The sequence below is a fragment of the Roseateles sp. P5_E1 genome, assembly GCF_054049335.1.
On sequence record NZ_JBFUMN010000009.1, the window covers coordinates 59,419 to 75,992 of the forward strand.

Annotated in this window: 16 protein-coding genes; 10 read left to right on the forward strand and 6 right to left on the reverse strand. The window is 67.3% G+C overall.

The annotated features are described in order from the left end of the window. Position 1: 1 nt before the first annotated feature. Genes ACXJKJ_RS11050 through ACXJKJ_RS11065 form a run of 4 tightly spaced genes read left to right on the forward strand, consistent with a single transcriptional unit; the run spans position 2 to position 3,405 of the window. Positions 2-784 carry a 3-hydroxybutyrate dehydrogenase gene (locus ACXJKJ_RS11050; RefSeq protein WP_457324868.1) on the forward strand — a complete coding sequence of 261 codons (783 nt, stop codon included), beginning with the start codon at positions 2-4 and terminating at the stop codon, positions 782-784. Between the two features lie 41 nt (positions 785-825). After that, the gene (locus ACXJKJ_RS11055; protein WP_457324869.1) at positions 826-1,326 is read left to right on the forward strand and encodes a cupin domain-containing protein; all 501 of its coding nucleotides are present in this window, start codon (positions 826-828) and stop codon (positions 1,324-1,326) included. A gap of 52 nt (positions 1,327-1,378) precedes the next feature. Then, complete coding sequence (locus ACXJKJ_RS11060) at positions 1,379-2,491, forward strand: patatin-like phospholipase family protein (protein WP_457390127.1); 1,113 nt, start codon at positions 1,379-1,381, stop codon at positions 2,489-2,491. Next, the gene (locus ACXJKJ_RS11065) at positions 2,488-3,405 is read left to right on the forward strand and encodes a YeeE/YedE thiosulfate transporter family protein (RefSeq protein WP_457390128.1); all 918 of its coding nucleotides are present in this window, start codon (positions 2,488-2,490) and stop codon (positions 3,403-3,405) included. Before ACXJKJ_RS11060 ends, ACXJKJ_RS11065 begins: the two co-directional genes overlap by 4 nt. Here ACXJKJ_RS11065 and ACXJKJ_RS11070 read toward each other — a convergent pair. The 4 genes from ACXJKJ_RS11070 to ACXJKJ_RS11085 all read right to left on the reverse strand — a co-directional run bounded on the left by ACXJKJ_RS11070 (position 3,383) and on the right by ACXJKJ_RS11085 (position 8,018). Then, a complete protein-coding gene (locus ACXJKJ_RS11070) occupies positions 3,383-4,165 on the reverse strand; it encodes a hypothetical protein (RefSeq protein ID WP_457390129.1) in 783 nt (260 codons plus the stop codon). The genes ACXJKJ_RS11065 and ACXJKJ_RS11070 overlap by 23 nt on opposite strands. Continuing rightward, a complete protein-coding gene (locus ACXJKJ_RS11075; protein WP_457390130.1) occupies positions 4,162-5,175 on the reverse strand; it encodes a hypothetical protein in 1,014 nt (337 codons plus the stop codon). Before ACXJKJ_RS11075 ends, ACXJKJ_RS11070 begins: the two co-directional genes overlap by 4 nt. Before the next feature lie 63 nt (positions 5,176-5,238). Beyond that, a complete protein-coding gene (locus ACXJKJ_RS11080; protein ID WP_457390131.1) occupies positions 5,239-7,278 on the reverse strand; it encodes a M3 family metallopeptidase in 2,040 nt (679 codons plus the stop codon). Between the two features lie 77 nt (positions 7,279-7,355). Beyond that, a complete protein-coding gene (locus ACXJKJ_RS11085) occupies positions 7,356-8,018 on the reverse strand; it encodes a hypothetical protein (RefSeq protein WP_157281937.1) in 663 nt (220 codons plus the stop codon). Positions 8,019-8,133: 115 nt separating this feature from the next. Here ACXJKJ_RS11085 and ACXJKJ_RS11090 point away from each other — a divergent pair, with 115 nt between their 5' ends. Genes ACXJKJ_RS11090 through argG form a run of 3 tightly spaced genes read left to right on the forward strand, consistent with a single transcriptional unit; the run spans position 8,134 to position 10,280 of the window. Next, entirely contained in the window at positions 8,134-8,694 is a 561-nt protein-coding gene (locus ACXJKJ_RS11090; protein ID WP_056201997.1) for a YaeQ family protein, read from the forward strand. After that, complete coding sequence (locus tag ACXJKJ_RS11095; RefSeq protein WP_056201994.1) at positions 8,691-8,954, forward strand: GNAT family N-acetyltransferase; 264 nt, start codon at positions 8,691-8,693, stop codon at positions 8,952-8,954. The genes ACXJKJ_RS11090 and ACXJKJ_RS11095 overlap by 4 nt, the downstream gene beginning before the upstream one ends. Before the next feature lie 12 nt (positions 8,955-8,966). Next, the gene (argG, locus tag ACXJKJ_RS11100; RefSeq protein ID WP_457352845.1) at positions 8,967-10,280 is read left to right on the forward strand and encodes an argininosuccinate synthase; all 1,314 of its coding nucleotides are present in this window, start codon (positions 8,967-8,969) and stop codon (positions 10,278-10,280) included. Between the two features lie 162 nt (positions 10,281-10,442). Here argG and ACXJKJ_RS11105 read toward each other — a convergent pair whose 3' ends face one another. After that, the gene (locus tag ACXJKJ_RS11105) at positions 10,443-11,261 is read right to left on the reverse strand and encodes a DNA ligase (RefSeq protein WP_457390132.1); all 819 of its coding nucleotides are present in this window, start codon (positions 11,259-11,261) and stop codon (positions 10,443-10,445) included. After that, the gene (gene murB, locus ACXJKJ_RS11110; protein WP_056201985.1) at positions 11,258-12,331 is read right to left on the reverse strand and encodes a UDP-N-acetylmuramate dehydrogenase; all 1,074 of its coding nucleotides are present in this window, start codon (positions 12,329-12,331) and stop codon (positions 11,258-11,260) included. Before murB ends, ACXJKJ_RS11105 begins: the two co-directional genes overlap by 4 nt. 73 nt (positions 12,332-12,404) lie before the next feature. On the opposite strand from murB, the gene ACXJKJ_RS11115 reads away from it, so the two are divergent. The 3 genes from ACXJKJ_RS11115 (at position 12,405) to prsT (ending at position 16,425) form a co-directional block, all read left to right on the forward strand. Next, entirely contained in the window at positions 12,405-12,893 is a 489-nt protein-coding gene (locus tag ACXJKJ_RS11115; protein WP_056201983.1) for a YajQ family cyclic di-GMP-binding protein, read from the forward strand. Between the two features lie 110 nt (positions 12,894-13,003). After that, a complete protein-coding gene (locus ACXJKJ_RS11120; protein WP_457325664.1) occupies positions 13,004-13,564 on the forward strand; it encodes a retropepsin-like aspartic protease family protein in 561 nt (186 codons plus the stop codon). A 56-nt stretch (positions 13,565-13,620) separates the two neighbouring features. After that, positions 13,621-16,425 carry an XrtA/PEP-CTERM system TPR-repeat protein PrsT gene (gene prsT, locus ACXJKJ_RS11125; protein ID WP_082532908.1) on the forward strand — a complete coding sequence of 935 codons (2,805 nt, stop codon included), beginning with the start codon at positions 13,621-13,623 and terminating at the stop codon, positions 16,423-16,425. Positions 16,426-16,574: the final 149 nt, after the last annotated feature.

Sequence of the window (16,574 nt, forward strand, 5' to 3'; positions counted from 1 at the left end):
CATGTTCATTGGCAAGACCGCCCTCGTCACGGGCTCCACATCCGGCATCGGCCTGGGCATCGCCCGCTCGCTGGCCGCCCAGGGCGCCAACGTCGTGCTCAACGGTTTTGGCGACGCGCCGGCCATCGAGAAGCTGCGACTCGAACTCATGGAACAACACGACGTGCAGGTGCGCTACGACCCGGCCGACATGAGCCAGCCCGACCAGATCGACCGCATGATGGGCAAGGCGATTGCCGAGTTCGGCGCCGTCGACCTGCTCGTCAACAACGCCGGCATCCAGCATGTGGCGCCGGTCGAAGAGTTCCCGGTCGACAAGTGGTACGCCATCCTGGCGATCAACCTCAGTGCGGGCTTCCACACCACCCGCCTGGCCGTGCCGGCCATGAAGAAGAAGGGCTGGGGCCGCATCGTCAACGTGGCCTCGGCCCATGCGCTGGTGGCCAGCAAATACAAATCGGCCTACGTGGCGGCCAAGCATGGCGTGGCTGGCTTCACCAAGACCGTGGCGCTGGAGTTGGCCGAGGCCGGCATCACGGTCAACGCGGTCTGCCCGGGCTATGTGCTGACACCGCTGGTCGAGCAGCAGATCCCCGACACCGCCCGCGCCCGCGGCATCAGCGAGCAGGCCGTCATCCGCGACGTGCTGCTGGCCGCCCAGCCCACCAAGCAATTCGTCACCGTCGAACAGGTCGCGGCGCTGACGTCCTTCCTCTGTTCCGACGACGCCGCCTCCATCACCGGCGCCGTGCTGCCCATCGAGGGTGGCTGGACGGCGCAGTGATTTTTCTCCCCCCCTTCCCCCCAACGCTCCAGGAGCACCCCATGAAGACCATCCGCACCCGCACTTCCCGCTTCAGCCACCTCGTGGCCGCCGTCGCCGCCCTCGTCGCCAGCCTGGCAGGCGGCAGCTCGCACGCCGGTGAATGCCCGGCCGACAAGGTCATGGCCAATGCGCTGGCCGACGCCGCCACGGCCCCCGTCGGCGTGACTGACACCGAGCTGGCGTCCATCGACCTGGTCAAGGAGAACGTGCACCTGGCCCAGCGCCGCCTGCGCATGCGCCACATGACCATTGCGCCCGGCGGCGTCGTGCCCTTCCACAGCCACGAGGACCGGCCCGCGCTSATCATGGTCAACAGCGGCGAGATCTACGAGAACTCCAGCAAATGCGCCGTGCCCATCCTGCACAAGGCCGGCGACATCTCGCGCGAGTTCCTCGGCACCAAGCACTGGTGGAAGAACAGCACCAACGCACCGGTCGAGCTGACCATCGCCGACATCGTCAACGACGGCAAGCCCGCCACGATGAAGGAACACATGTAAGCCCGCGACCCCGCCCGCCGACCCACGCCCACCTACCCAGCCGAGACCCACCATGGCCACCAAGAATGCTTCCCCCACATCGCGTCCGCAGGTCGTCCTGGTGCTCCAGGGCGGCGGTGCGCTGGGCGCCTACCAGGTCGGCGTCTACCAGGCGCTGCACGAAGCCGGCATCGAGCCGGACTGGGTCATCGGCACGTCCATCGGCGCCATCAACGCCGCGCTGATCGCCGGCAACCCACCGGAGCGGCGCATGGAGAGGCTCAACGACTTCTGGCGCCACGTCGAGCAGCAGAACCGCCTGGCCGGGCCGCTGGACTGGCTGGGTATGGGCAACCTGATGGCCAACATGACGACGGTGATGCGTGGCATCCCGGCCTTCTTCGAGCCCAACCTGGCGGCCCTGCGCGGCAGCCAGGCGCAGCTGGGCGTGGACAAGGCGTCCTACTACAGCACCGAGCCGCTGCGCGAGACACTGCGCGGCCTGGTCGACTTCGAGCAACTGCAACGCGGTGGCATGCGCCTCACTGTCGGCGCGGTGAATGTGCGCAGCGGCCAGATGCGCTACTTCGACTCGCGCGAGGAACCCGTCGGCCTGGAGCACGTCATGGCCTCAGGCGCATTGCCGCCGGCCTTCCCGGCCGTCGTCATCGACGGCGAGGCCTACTGGGATGGCGGCCTCTACTCCAACACGCCCATCGAGGCCGTGCTGGACGACAACCCGCGCCGCGACGCGCTGATCTTTGCCGTCAACGTCTGGCACCAGACGGCGCCGCAGCCTGAGTCGATCTGGCAGGTGATGGGCCGTCAGAAGGACATCCAGTACGCCAGCCGGGCCGACAGCCACATCACCCGCCAGAAGCAGATCCACCGGCTGCGCCACATCATTCGCGAGCTCGGCGGCCTGCTGTCGCCCGCGCAGCAGCGCGGCGCCAAGGAGCTCACCGCCTGGGGCTGCGGCACCACCATGCACGTGGCTCACCTGCTGGCGCCGCGCATTGAGGGCGAAGACCACACCAAGGACATCGACTTCACGCCCGCCGGCGTCAAGGCGCGCCGCTCCGCAGGCCTGGTGGACGCCCGCCGCATGATCGAGCGCGCGCCCTGGCAGGCGCCAGTGGACCCGATCGAGGGCGTCATCGAGCACGTGTTGGAAGAGGCGGCATGAACCCTTTGGCGTTCATCGGCGCCGCGGTCTGCGCGCTGCTGATGGGCGCGGCCATCCAGCGCGGCGCCACCTGTACGGTCGCCGCCGTGGGCGAACTCGTTGACCAGCGCAAGGCCAGCCGCCTGCGCAGCCTGCTGGAAGCCTCGCTGTGGGTGGCCGGCGGACTGCTGTTGTTGCGCTTGCTACCTCTTCCCCACCCAATCCTGCCCGCGCCCTTTGCACTGACCGTTTGGACGCTGCTGGGCGCCGCTCTGCTGGGCCTGGGCGCCTTCGTCAACCAGGCCTGCGTCTTCGGCGCCATCGCGCGGCTGGGCAATGGCGAGTGGGCCTATCTGGCAACGCCGCTGGGCTTCTATGTCGGCTGCGCCAGCGTGGATGGCCTGTTCGCCGCGGCCCGGCCGCAACCGCAGCCGGCCGGCTCCGCGCTGTGGGTGGCACCCGCCGCGCTGGGGCTGGTGTTTGCCGCCTTTGCGTTGTGGCGCGCCTTCGTGCGCAGGCGCCAGCCGTGGTGGACGCCGCACACGGCCACCGTCTCCATCGGCCTGAGCTTTTTGGCACTGCTGCTGCTCGAAGGCGCCTGGGCCTACACCGACGCGCTGGCCGAGCTGGCCCATGGCATGACCATGCGCAGCGCCGCGCGACTCACCCTCTTCGCCTGCCTGCTGGCCGGCGCCATCTTCGGCGGCTGGCACGCCGGGCTGTTGAAGGCCCGCCCGCCGAGCGCGGCCGGCCTGGTGCGTTGCCTGATCGGCGGCCTGCTGATGGGCTGGGGCAGCCTGCTGATCCCCGGTGGCAATGACGGCCTGATCCTGCTCGGCCTGCCTCTGCTGTGGCCCTACGCCTGGATGGCCTTCGCGACGATGTGCGCCGTCATCGCGCTGGCCCAATGGGCTAGCCGGTCCAGACGAGGCTGAGCTGCAGGCGGCGCAGCGCCGTGTGCGGCTGGCGGGCCGATTGCAGCGGTACGCCCTGCAGCGTGATGGGGCGCTCATCGCCGGCGTCCAGCGTCAGGCGTTCGGCCGTCAAGGTCCAGCGCCATCCCGGCACGAGGGAGTCGCCCACGCTGGCCCGCCAGGCACGGGCACTGCCCAGAGGCAGCTCGGCTGGGTCGCGCCCCGGCAGTTGCACGCGGTTGTGGCCATGGGGGCCACCACCGGCTTCGATGCCCACCTGCCAGCCCGATTCGCTGGTGGCCTGCAGGCCCAGCAGCAGCAGACCCTGGCGATAGCGCTCGGGATAGCCGCCGACGCTGCCGGCGTCGCGCAGGCGCCGGCGCCACTGCCAGAATTCGGCGGCGGCCAGGGCTTGCCCCTGCCAGCCGCCGATCAGCGGCTGTGGCGCCAGGCCCCCCTCGATGCGAATGAAGTCATGGGCGACATCGCTGCGCGTCTGCACCTCATTGCCCTGGTTGCTGAAGCCTCGGTAGTCGCGCGCTCCGCGCAACACGCCAACCCGCAAGGCCGCCGTGGCCGAGGCCGGCGGCGCCCAGCGCCAGGTGGCGGCCAGGCCGCTCAGCCGACCGTCTTCGGTCAGCAGGCGGCGGCCGTCGCTGGCGGTTTCACGCCATTGCTGCCATTCCTGCTGGCCCGCCAGCTCGGCCTGCCAGGGCGAATCGGCCCGGGCGGCCGGCGCCAGCAGGCCCGCGAGCAAGGCCAGTGTGACGGCCCCTTTCACTCCAGCTCGGTCCAGGTCTTCAGCACCTGCGTCTCGTAGTTGCCGTCGCCCTCGGCATCCAGTTCCAGCCGAGCCTGGCTGCCATTCACGGCGGAGATGCGCAATGTCGAACTCGCATGGCCCTTGACCATCAGCTGGCCGCTGCTCGGGTAGGCGCTGTCGCCGACGATGATGAGGGGCTGGGGTGTCGTGATCAGCACCTGCTTGTTGTCCAAATTGCTGCTGGCCAGGCTGCTGTTGTAGCTGATGCTCGTGCGCAGGCTGCCGTTGATGGTCTCGATGCGCAGCGCCAGCTTGGTGTCCGTCAGCGTCATCGTGAAATTCTGGCCGCCAGCGCGGCCACTCAGCACGAGGCGGCTGGTGGCCAGCGTCACCTCGCCCACGCCGGCAGGGGTCTGGCTGACCGTCAATGTGATCGTGCCGTCGCCCTGGGCCATGTCGCTGCCTGTCGTGACGCCGAAGGCTGTCAGCGTCATCGCCAGCGTCGCGCTGTAATTGTTGCTGTCGTAGACGCCGGCGAGGGCCTGCACGCTCAGCGCGATGCGGCCCTGCATGACGTCGCCGCCCTCCTTGCAGGATTGCGCGTCGATGGTGAGGCTGTCGCCGAGGTCGAAGTTGCCGTTGTTGTTGCTGTCGTTGACGCTCACCAACAAGCTGCCGCCCTGGCTGCAGGACACGGTCTCGCGCACCTCGGCGCCTGCCAGCAGAGCCTGGCGCCCGCTGGCCACCCGCATGGCGCGACGCGCCGTGTCGACGGCATGGCGCAGCAGGCGCGGGTCGCCACCCGTCTCAGCGCCGGTGAACACGCCGCCGGTGTCATTGAGGAAAAAGGCGCTGGACACGGTGGACTGGCCCACCACCTGGTAGTTGCTCGCGCTGATGCCGAGCATGGTGGACTCGGTCGGCGTGGGGCCGCTTGGCGCGCCGCCAGAGCCACCACCGCCGCAGGCAGCGAGGCCGAACAGGCAGGCGAGGACGGTGGCCGACAGGCCGATGTGATGTTTGGACATTTTTGGACTCCCTGGTAACGCCCGGATCGCACGCAGGGCGACCGTGACAACCGAGGTTTTACCTCAGGCCGGCAGCAGGCCTCTGTCCTTGAGCATCGGTTCGACAACCGGATCGCGACCGCGGAAGGCGCGGAAGGCCTCGCCCGGTTCTCGGCTGTTGCCGGTCGAATAGATGCACTCGCGCAGCCGTGCGGCCACCGCCGCGTCGAACACATTGCCGGCCTCGACGAAGGCGTCGAAGGCGTCGCAGTCCAGCACCTCCGCCCACAGGTAGACGTAGTAGCCCGCCGCATAGCCAGCGCTGCTGAACAAGTGCTGGAAATGGGTCAATCGGTGGTTGACGCCGACCTCGCTGGGCAGCTGCCACTTTTCAAGCGTTTCGCGCTCGAATGCAACCACGTCATCAGGTGCGGCGGGCAGCGCGTGAACCGCCATGTCGACGAGGGCGCTGGCCGTGTAGCGCAAAGTCTCGTAGCCCTGGCCGAACTGGCGCGCGGCCTGCAGCTTGGCCAGCAGCGCATCGGGCAGCGGCTCGTCGGTCTGCCAGTGACGGGCGAAGGTCTTCAGCACCTGGGGCTCGGCCATCCAGTGCTCGTAGAGCTGGGAGGGCAGCTCGACGAAGTCGCGCAGCACCTGAGTGCCCGCCAGGCGCTCATGCTCGACGCTGGACAGCAGGCCGTGCAGGCCGTGGCCAAATTCGTGGAAGAGCGTGCGCACATCGTCGAAGCTCAGCAGCGTGGGCTCGCCAGCGGCGCCGCGGRCGAAGTTGTTGTTGTTCAGGATGACCGGCGTCGCACCCAGCGCGCGGCTCTGGTTGCGCATCGCGTTCATCCAGGCGCCGCTGCGCTTGGTCGGGCGGGCGAAGTTGTCCTGCAGGAAAAGGCCGCGCAGACTGCCGTCGGCGTTGAAGACCTCATAGGCGCGCACGTCGGCGTGGTAGCCGGCGAGGTCGGGCCGGGCCTTGAATTGCAGGCCGAAGAGCCGGCTGGCGCAGTCGAACATCGCCGCCACCATGCGCTCCAGCGAGAAGTAGGGCTTGACCTCGGCCTCGTCCAGCTCGAAGCGGGCGCGCCTGGCCTGCTCGGCGTAGAAGCGCCAATCCCAGGGCTCAAGTTCATGTGTGGCACCGGCCGCGGCCATGGCACCGAGTACCGCCTCGCGCTCGCGGGCCTGAGCGGCCAGCGCCGGGTGCCAGACGCGCTCCAGCAGGCCCATGACGGCGCCCTGGCTGCGTGCCATGGTGTCTTCCAGCGCATAGTCGGCGTAGCAGGCATGGCCGTGCAGCTTCGCCTGCTCGGCGCGCAGCTCAAGGATCTCGCGGCAGATCTCTCGGTTGTCCGTGTCACCGGTGTCATCGCCGCGGCCGACCCAGGCACGCCAGGCCTGCTCGCGCAGGTCGCGCCGCGCGCTGAAGGACAGGAAGGGCACGATCAACGAGCGCGACAGCGTGATGACGTGGACACCCTCTTGAAGGCCACGGTCGACGGCAGCCTGGCGGGCGGCGGCACGCACGAAGCCGGGCAGGCCGGCGAGCTCCTCCTCGGTCGTCAACCGCAGTTGGTAGCCGCTCTCTGCGGCCAGCACGTTCTGCGCAAAGCGCGTGTTCAGCTCAGCCAGGCGGGCCATCACTGCGGCGTAGCGGGTACGCGCCTCGGGCGCCAGGCGGGCTCCGGCACGCAGGAAGTCCAGATGCACGCGCTCCAGCAGCCGGCGCTGCTCGGGCGTCAGCCCCAGGCGCTCGTGCTGTTCGAACAAGGCGTCGACCCGGGCAAACAAGCCCTGATGCATGTAGATGGCGCTGCCATGTTCGGCCAGCGGCGCGGCCAGGGCGCGCTGCACGGCCTGCAGCTCGGGCGAGGTGGCCGAGGCAGCCAGGGTGTAGAAGAGGTGTTCGAGCCGGGTGAGCTGGCGGCCGCCGGCGTCGAAGGCGGCCACGGTGTTGGCAAAGTCCGGCGCCGCGGCCTGCGCCGCGATGGCGTCGATCTCGGCGCGGTGGGCAGCCAGCGCGGCGTCGAAGGCAGGTTGGAAATGCGCCGGGGTGATGTCGGCGAAGGGCGGCAGGCCGTGTGGGCCGGCCCAGTCGTGCAGCAGCGGGTTGCTCATGCAAAGTCCTCGGGAAACAAAAAGGGCCGCTTCCTGCCGGAGGCGGCCCGCTTGCAAGGGTCAGTGAACGGCGCGGATCACTTGCCCGCGGCCGCCTTTTCCTTGCGGATGGCCTTCTCGTCGTTCTCGTCGTAGGCCTTGTTCTGGCACTCGGCCTTCCACTTGTCGTTGCCGTCGAAGTGCTTCTCGGTGCGCTCTTCGAGCGCCTTGAACTGGGCATCCAACGCGTCCACCTTGTCAGAGAAGCCCTTGCGCTTGATGCCTTGCTCGGCATCCGCGGCCTTGACGGCCTCGACCGCCGTGCCGAAAGCCGTGGTGCGCGCCGTATAGGCGTCGTTGCGAGCCTTCAGTTCGGCCTTCTCGAGCTTGGGGGCCTCGGCCGTCAGCGCCTCGTGCGCCTTCAGGATGGCTTCCTTCTCGGCCTTCACGTCGGCGATCTGCTTGCCCAGCACGGCCTCGGCGGCTTCAAGGGTGGCCTTCTCCGACTTGAGCTTGTCGGCATTGGCCTTGTAGGAAGCCTGCTCGGCCTTGATGGCCTCGGCTTCCTTGCTGTTGTTGTCCTGCTGGGTGATGCAGGCGCGCAATTCGTCGCGCGACATCAGTTTGGCCTTGGGCTTCTCGACAACCGGGTTGCTGACCTTGTTGTTCTTCGGGTCGACCTTGGCCTTGGAATTGGTGGTGACTTGTGCCTGGGCGGAGACAGCGAGACCCAAGGCCAACGTAAGAAGAATGCGTTTCATGAAGAGGGCGCAACCGGGTTGCGAAGGTTCAAAGCGGGAGGCGGAATGATGCCACGAGGCTTCGCCGCGATAATCCTCGGCTGCTCTTCGTTACAGGGGCCCCGGCCCCTTCCCCATGGCGCTCAAAGCCACCATCCACAAAGCCCAGCTGCAGATCGCCGACATGGACCGCCATGTCTACGGCGACCACGCCCTCACGATCGCCCGCCACCCGAGCGAGACCGACGAGCGCATGATGATCCGCGTGCTGGCCTATGCACTGAATGTGCCGGCCGACGATCTCAACGGCCGGCTCGAATTCACCAAGGGCCTGTCCGACGTGGACGAACCCGATCTCTGGCAACCCGACCTGACGGGCGAGCTGCAGCACTGGATCGACCTCGGCCAGCCCGACGAACGCCGTCTGATGAAGGCCCATGGCCGCGCCCGCCGCGTCAGCGTCTACAGCTTCGCATCCAGCACGCCGGTGTGGTGGAGCGGCATCGAAAACAAGCTGACGCGCGCGCCACGCCTGGCCGTATGGCAGATTCCCGCCGAGCAGTCCCAGGCCCTGGCAGCCCTGGCCGAACGCAGCATGCAGCTGCAGATCAGCATCCAGGACGGCAGCGTCTACGTGTCGACCGCCAGCGCATCGGTGGAGGTCCACCCGGTTGCCCTGAAGGCACCCACCGAATGACACCCCGGCACGAACCCGGCCACCAGCGCTTCACGCTGCCGACCACGCCCCTCAGCGTGCTCGACTACGAGCTGAGCGCTGGCCGCGTCGTGTTCACCCACACCGGCGTGCCGCCGGCCTATCGTGGCCAAGGTCTCGCCGCCAAGTTGGTTGAGGCCGGCCTGCAATGGGCCCGCGCAGAAGGCCTCAAGGTCGTGCCCGCCTGCAGCTACGTCCAGCTCTACATCCAGCGCCACCCCGAGTGGCAGAACCTCGTCTAAGAGACCCTCACCATGTCCACGATCCTGCAATCCGTTCCCGTTGGCCAGAAGGTCGGCATCGCTTTCTCCGGTGGCCTCGACACCTCCGCAGCCCTGCATTGGATGAAGCTCAAGGGCGCCCTGCCCTACGCTTACACGGCCAACCTCGGCCAGCCCGACGAGCCGGACTACGACGAAATCCCCCGCAAGGCCATGCTGTACGGCGCCGAGAAGGCCGTTCTTGTCGACTGCCGCGCCCAGTTGGTCGCCGAAGGCATTGCCGCGCTGCAGGCCGGTGCCTTTCACATCAGCACCGCCGGCGTGACCTACTTCAACACGACGCCCATCGGCCGCGCCGTGACCGGCACCATGCTGGTGGCGGCCATGCAGGCCGACGGCGTCAACATCTGGGGTGACGGCTCGACCTACAAGGGCAACGACATCGAGCGCTTCTACCGCTACGGCCTGCTGACCAACCCGGCGCTGAAGATCTACAAGCCCTGGCTGGACCAGACCTTCATCGATGAACTGGGCGGCCGCGCCGAGATGTCGGCCTTCATGACCGAGAAGGGCTTCGCCTACAAGATGAGCGCGGAGAAGGCCTATTCGACCGACTCCAACATGCTGGGCGCCACGCACGAGGCCAAGGACCTGGAGCATCTGAACAGCGGCATCAAGATCGTCAATCCCATCATGGGCGTGGCGTTCTGGCGCGATGACGTCGTCGTCAAGGCCGAAGCCGTGTCGGTACGCTTCGAGGAAGGCGTGCCCGTGGCGCTGAACGGCGTCGAGTACCGCGATCCGGTGGCCCTGCTGGCCGAGGCCAACGTCATCGGCGGCCGCCATGGCCTGGGCATGAGCGACCAGATCGAGAACCGCATCATCGAGGCCAAGAGCCGCGGCATCTACGAGGCTCCGGGCCTGGCGCTGCTGCACATCGCCTACGAGCGTCTCGTCACCGGCATCCACAACGAAGACACCATCGAGCAGTACCGCGACAACGGCCGCAAGCTCGGCCGCCTGCTCTATCAGGGCCGCTGGTTCGACCCGCAGGCCATCATGCTGCGCGAGGCCGCCCAGCGCTGGATCGCCCGCGCCGTCACCGGCGAGGTGGCCATTGAGCTGCGCCGCGGCAACGACTATTCGCTGCTGGACACCCAGAGCCCCAACCTGACCTATGCGCCCGAGCGCCTGAGCATGGAAAAGGTCGAAGGCGCCTTCAGCCCCGCCGACCGCATCGGCCAGCTGACGATGCGCAATCTCGACATCAGCGACACGCGCGGCAAGCTGGGCATCTATACCGGTGTCGGCCTGCTGGCCGGCGGTGGCCTGCCCAAGCTCGAGTGATTTCCCGCTGAGGGCTGGCGAGGCCCTGGTGAATACTGTATAAATCAACAGTATTCGCTTTTGAGGAGCCCGCCATGCACAGCCAGTACCGCCAGAACTACGTCCCCGGCCGCCCGCTGCCTCTGTGGTTGCAGAAGCTGCTGAGCTGGCTTTGACAAGCCTTCAGAACGCCTCGGCCACCCGCAGGAAGCTCGCAAAGCGCGGCTTGCCACTCGGCGTCAGGTCGCGATAGCGATAGGTGACAGTCGAGCCGATGGGCGGCGGGTCGCGGCGTTGGGCGTCGCTGAAGCCGGTGCCCAGCTTGAAGCGCTGGCCCTCGGGTGTCTGCAACTCCAGTGCTCCCAGCTGACCCGCCAGCCGTCCCTTGCCCGGCTCATGGCCGACAACAACGGCTTCAGCATCCGCCAGTGGCTTGAGCTTGAGCAGCAGATCGCTGCGGCCCGAGGCCAGCGGCGCGTTGGCCCGGTGCAGCATCAGGCCCTCGCCACCGGCGTCGACCACCTGCTTGAGCCTGGCCCGAAGTTCGGCGTTGGAGTTGAGGCGCTGCTGCTGCACCGGCATGACGACGCCGCCGGCCATCGTCGCGAGCTTGGCCGCGCGCCGTTCGAAATCTCCGTCGCCCGCTGGCAGCTCGAAGACGCGATAGCTGACGAGCCGCCATTCGGCGTCCACCGGCTCGGTGCGCCGTACGGCCGCCGATAGCGCATCAAAGCTGCGCCGCCCCATCCACAGTTCACCGTCGAGCGGCTGCCTGGGAAGTTCGGCCAGGAACCAGGCCGGCGCAGCGACGGTGCGACCGCTGCGGAACTTCAAAGCCTGCCCATCCCACAACGCCCGCACGCCATCGAACTTCTCGCTGACGAGATAGGGCCGCGGGTCGATGCCGGCCGGCGCATTGCGCGCTAGCAGCGGCTCCAGCGCCCAAGCTGGAAGCCCGGCAGCCCCCAGCAGGCCCAAGAGTGCACGCCGGGTTAGCCTCATAGGACGACCGGCTCCGGCTCCAGCCGGATGCCAAAGCGCCCGTAGACGCTCTCCTGGATGGCCCGTGCCAGCGTCACGACTTCCGCGCCGCGCGCGTCCGCCTTGTTGACCAGCACCAAGGCTTGTTTTTCGTAAACCGCCGCTCCGCCCACTGTCTTCCCCTTCCAGCCGCAGGCGTCGATCATCCACCCGGCGGCCAGCTTCACGCTTCCGTCGGGCATGGGATAGTGAACGATGCCGGGGTCGCGGCCAATGATGTCGCGGCACTGCTCGGCCGTGACGACCGGGTTCTTGAAGAAGCTGCCGGCATTGCCGATGACGGCAGGGTCGGGCAGCTTGGCGCGGCGCACGGCGCAGATCCAGTCGTAGATCTGGCGCGCATCCGGCGCGGTGATGCCGGTCTCGGCCATCTTGCGTTCAATTTCGAGGTAACCGAGCACCGGCTGCCAGGGCCGGGGCAGGCGAAAGCGCACACGGGTGATGACGCTCTTGCCCGCCAGACCGCCGAAGTCGCTGTGCTTGAACACGCTGTCGCGGTAGCCGAAGCGGCAGACCTCCGCCGGCAGCAGGGCCGGCCGCCCGGTGATGAGATCCATGACCTCGACGGCCTCCAGCCGGTCCTTGACCTCGATACCGTAGGCGCCGATGTTCTGCACCGGTGCGGCCCCCACCGTGCCGGGGATCAGCGCCATGTTCTCCAGGCCTGGGTAGCCGTGGTCCAGCGTCCAGGTGACCAGCTCATGCCAGACGACGCCGGCACCTGCCTCGACGATCCAGGCGTCGTCGCGCGCTTCCAACAGCCGGATGCCGGTAATTTCCACCTTCAGCACGACGGCATCGACATCCTTGGTCAAGACGAGGTTGCTGCCGCCGCCCAGCACGAACTTGGGCGCACGGCCCAGTTCGGGGTGATCGACGACGCGGCGGACGTCGGCCGCCTCGCGGATGCGCACCAGGCGCTTCGCCACGGCCGGCAGGCCGAAGGTGTTGTAGGGCTTGAGATTGACGTCCGCCTCGATATGGAGGGGGAGCGGCACTCCGTTCGAGGGGGTCTGTAACTGCGTGGACATGGGACAATTTTTGGATGGTTTGCGCGGCGCGCAAACAGCAAAATTTTCGCCGATTCATCTACCGACCTCCCAAATGCCCAGCTTCGACACTGTTCTCGAGCCCGATCACGTCAAGATCCGCAATGGCGTGGACAACGCCATCAAGGAAATCGGCACCCGTTTTGACTTCAAGGGCACGGGCGCCAAGGTCGAGCTCAAGGACAAGGAAATCCACGCCACGGGCGACAGCGAGTTCCAGCTGGAGCAGATCGAGGCTGTGTTGTACGGCAAGCTGACCAAGCAGGACGTGGTGATCAGCTTCCTCGACAAGGCCGAGAAGATCGAAAAGCTCGGTGGCGACAAGGTGCGCCAGGTCTACAAGATCAAGGAAGGCATCGAGGCAGCGCTGGCCAAGAAGATCGTGAACTCGCTGAAGGAAAGCAAGCTCAAGGTCCAGGCCAGCATCCAGGGTGATGCCGTGCGCGTGACCGGCAAGAACCGCGACGACCTGCAGACCGGCATCGCCCACCTGAAGAAGAACTTCAGCGACACGCCGCTCACCTACAACAATTTCCGCGATTGAGCATGCGCCGCTTTACGGGGCTCATTGCGCCCCTTCTCCTGTTGCTGGCCACGAGCCGCGCCCCGGCGCAGCCGCTGCCACCCCCGCCATCGCAGGTCCAGCTCAATGGCATGCTGGGATCACGCGCGGCCCTGTTGGTCATCGACGGTGAGCCGCGCACTGTCGAGGTCGGCGCCATGGTCAAGGGCGTCCGGTTGATCTCACTGGAGGATGGTCGCGCCGTCGTGGAATACGGCGGTCGGCGCCAGGCTCTCGCCCTCGGCGCCGCACCGGGCCGAGTGCTTGCGCAGAATGCCGCGCCGCCGCGCCAGATCGTGCTGCCCGTAGGCCCCGGCGGACATTTCACGACGCTGGGCATGATYAACGGCCAGGTCACGAGCTTCCTCGTCGACACCGGGGCGACCAGCATCTCCATCGGCCAGATCGAGGCCGAAAAGCTGGGCCTGCGCTATATGTACGGCAGGCGCATCGTCACCCAGACGGCCAATGGCGTCGTGCCGGCCTATCAGCTCCAGTTGGCGAGCGTGCGCATCGGCAGCGTCGAGGTTCGCGACGTCGAGGCCATCGTCATCCCCGGCCTGATGAGCCATGTGCTGCTTGGCAACAGCTTTCTGAACCGCTTCCAGATGCGGCGCGAGAACGACGTCATGACTTTGGAGCTGCAGCACTGATAGCAGCGGGCGGCTTCTGCAAGAATCCGGCGCCCCTCCCTAGCCGGTCCGCCTCGATGCCCCTTCAACCCGCCTTGCTGTCTGGCCTGCTGGCCGCCCTGTTGATTGCCGGCGCCCCCGCCGCGCTCGCCCAGGACGCCGCCAAGGCCTCGCGCTTCTACGAAGACGCTCTGCAGCGGTATGAAAAGCGGGACATTCCCGGCGCCATCGTGCAGCTGAAGAACGCGCTGCAGGCCGACAAGAGCCAGCTCTCGGTCCACGTGCTGCTGGGCAAGGCCTTGCTGGCCGACAGCCAGCCGGCGGCGGCCGAATTCGAGCTGGGCGAGGCCATCCGCATGGGCGTCAACCGCGCCGAGGTTGCCGTCGCCCTGGTCATGGCGCTGAATGCCCAGGGCAAGCAGTCCCAGGCGCTGGAGGACCCACGCATTCAGCCCGCCGGCCTGCCATCCGGCATCCAACAGCAGCTCATGCTGGAGCGCGCTCTGGCTCAGTCCGATATGGGCGATACCAAGGCCGCACTGGCAAGCGTGCTGGATGCACGTGCGCTGAACACCAGCGACGTGAACAGCTGGATCGCCGAAGTCCCGCTGCGGGTGCGCGGGCGCCAGTTCAACGAGGCCCATGCCGCGGCCGACCAGGCACTCAAGCTCTCACCCGACAACGCCGAGGCTCTCTATCAAAAGGCATCCGTCTTCCATGCCAACGGCCAGGTCGCCCCGGCGCTGGCCGGCTATGAGCGTGCCCTCAAGGCCCAGCCCAAGCATGCCGAATCCCACCTGGGCCGCGCCGGCCTGCTGATCGACCTGAACCGCGACGCCGAGGCGCTGGCCGAGGTCAACGAGCTCCAGACCATCAAGCCCAACGATCCGCGCGGCGCCTATCTGCGTGCTGTGCTGGCCGAGCGCGCCAACGACGCGCCCACTTCACGGGCCGCGTTGAAACGGATCACCGACCTGCTGGACCCCGTCCCCATCGAGTACATCCGCTACCGCACCCAGTTGCTGATGCTCAACGGCCTGGCGCACTACAGCCTGGGCGAGCTGGAAAAGTCCAAGCCCTTCCTGGAACTGGCCTCCCGCCAGCAACCCGGCAGCCCTCTCGTCAAGCTGCTGGCCCAGGTCGCATTGAAGGAACCCAACGTCAACCGCGCCGTCGAATTGCTGGACGCCTACGTGAAGGCCCGGCCGGGCGACGGCCAGGCATTGCTGATGCTGGCTTCCGCCCACATGAGCCAGGGGCGGCACTCGCGCGCCGTCGCGCTGATGCAGGACGCGATCAAGGCCAAGGATTCGCCGGAGTACCGCACGGCTTTGGGCCTGTCCCTGCTGCAAAGCGGGAAGGCGACACCCGCAGCCGACGAACTTGCCAAGGCCTACAAGAGCGACCCCAAGCAGACCTATGCCGGGCTGGCGCTGGTCACCCTGTATCTGCGCGAAGGCCAGGCCCCCAAGGCCCTGGCCGTGGCCGATACCCTGGCGCGCGCCAACCCGAACAATGCAACCGTCCTCATGGTCCAGGCCTATGCCAAGACCCAGGCGGGCGACTATCCCGGCGGACGCTCCGGCTATGAGAAGGCGCTCAAGCTCGATCCGCAGCTGATGGAGGCCCGCCTGGGCCTGGTTCGCATCGACACCGTGACTGGCAATTTCGAAGCCGCCAACAAGCGGCTGCGGGAAGTTCTGAAAAATGACGAGCGCAATACCAATGTGCTGTTCGAACTGGCCCTGCTGAACGAACTGTGGGGCAAGGACGACGAGGCACTCAAATGGCTGGAAAGTGCCGCAGAGGCCAGCAGCGCCCGCGAAACGCGCGCCAATTTCGCCCTCGTCGCCTGGCACCTGCGCAAAGGCCAGCCGGCCCGCGCGGTCGACGCGGCCAAGTTCTTGCTGGCCAAGCTGCCCGAGGATGTCGAAGCCCTGCAGGCCTATGCCAGCGCCCAGGCTGCCAACGGCGACGCGGCCGGGGCCAAGACCACATTGACCAATGCCGCCCGCCGCGCCGCCTTCGATGCACCGCGCCTGCTGGAAGTCGCGCGCCAGCAAGTCGGCATCAAGGACTACGCCGGCGCTGCCTACAGCCTTGACAAGGCTCTGAGCGGCAACCCCGACTATCTGCCGGCCCAGGCCATGCTCGCCAGCATCGAGCTGACGCAGGGCGATGCGGCGAAGTCGGAGCAGCGCGCCAAACAGGTCATCCAGGCAGCGCCCAAGTCGGCGCTCGGCTACAACCTGCTTGCCGAAGTCGCCACCTACCGGGGCCAGGCCACGGCCGCCATCGACGCGCTGCGCAAGGCCCATGACATCGAGAAATCCCAGGCCAGCCTGGTGCGTTTGATGCGCGCCGTCGGCAACCAGAGTGGTCCCAAGGCCGCCGTCGAGCTGGGAGACGCCTGGCTCAAGCGCAGCCCCAGCGACCTCGCGGTGCGCAACGCCGTCGCTGTGCAGCACTTGCACGCGCGCGACTTCGCCGCTGCGCGCAAGCAGTACGAAGCCATCCTGAAGCAGCGTCCCAACCATGCCGAAACGCTGAACAACCTCGCCAACGTGCTGATGGAGTCGAAAGACCCCGGCGCCTTGGAGATGGCCGAGCGCGCCTACAAGGTCGACATCCGCAACCCCATGTTGATGGACACCGCCGGTTGGGCCAACCACCTCGCCGGGAAACCCGATCGCGCGTTGCAATTGCTGCGCGACGCCCGCCTGCGCGCGCCCGACAACCCCGACATTCGCTACCACCTTGCCGCGGTGCTCGCCAAGGCGGGGCGCAGCGGTGAAGCGCGCGAGGAACTCCGCGCCGCTTTGCGCACCGTGAGTTTTGCCTCGGCCGAGGACGCCAAGAAATTGCTGGCCACCCTCAACTGAGGGGGCGAAAGGCCTTATTTGGCTGTCGGTTGTTCTTACAATTTCCAACAGTCACCACCCTGATCAAATTGGCAAGACATTGAAAGTCAAGGAGTTTTCTGGTTTGGCATCAAGCTTGCTAGAAACCTCTCGAATGCGAATAAAAGCTG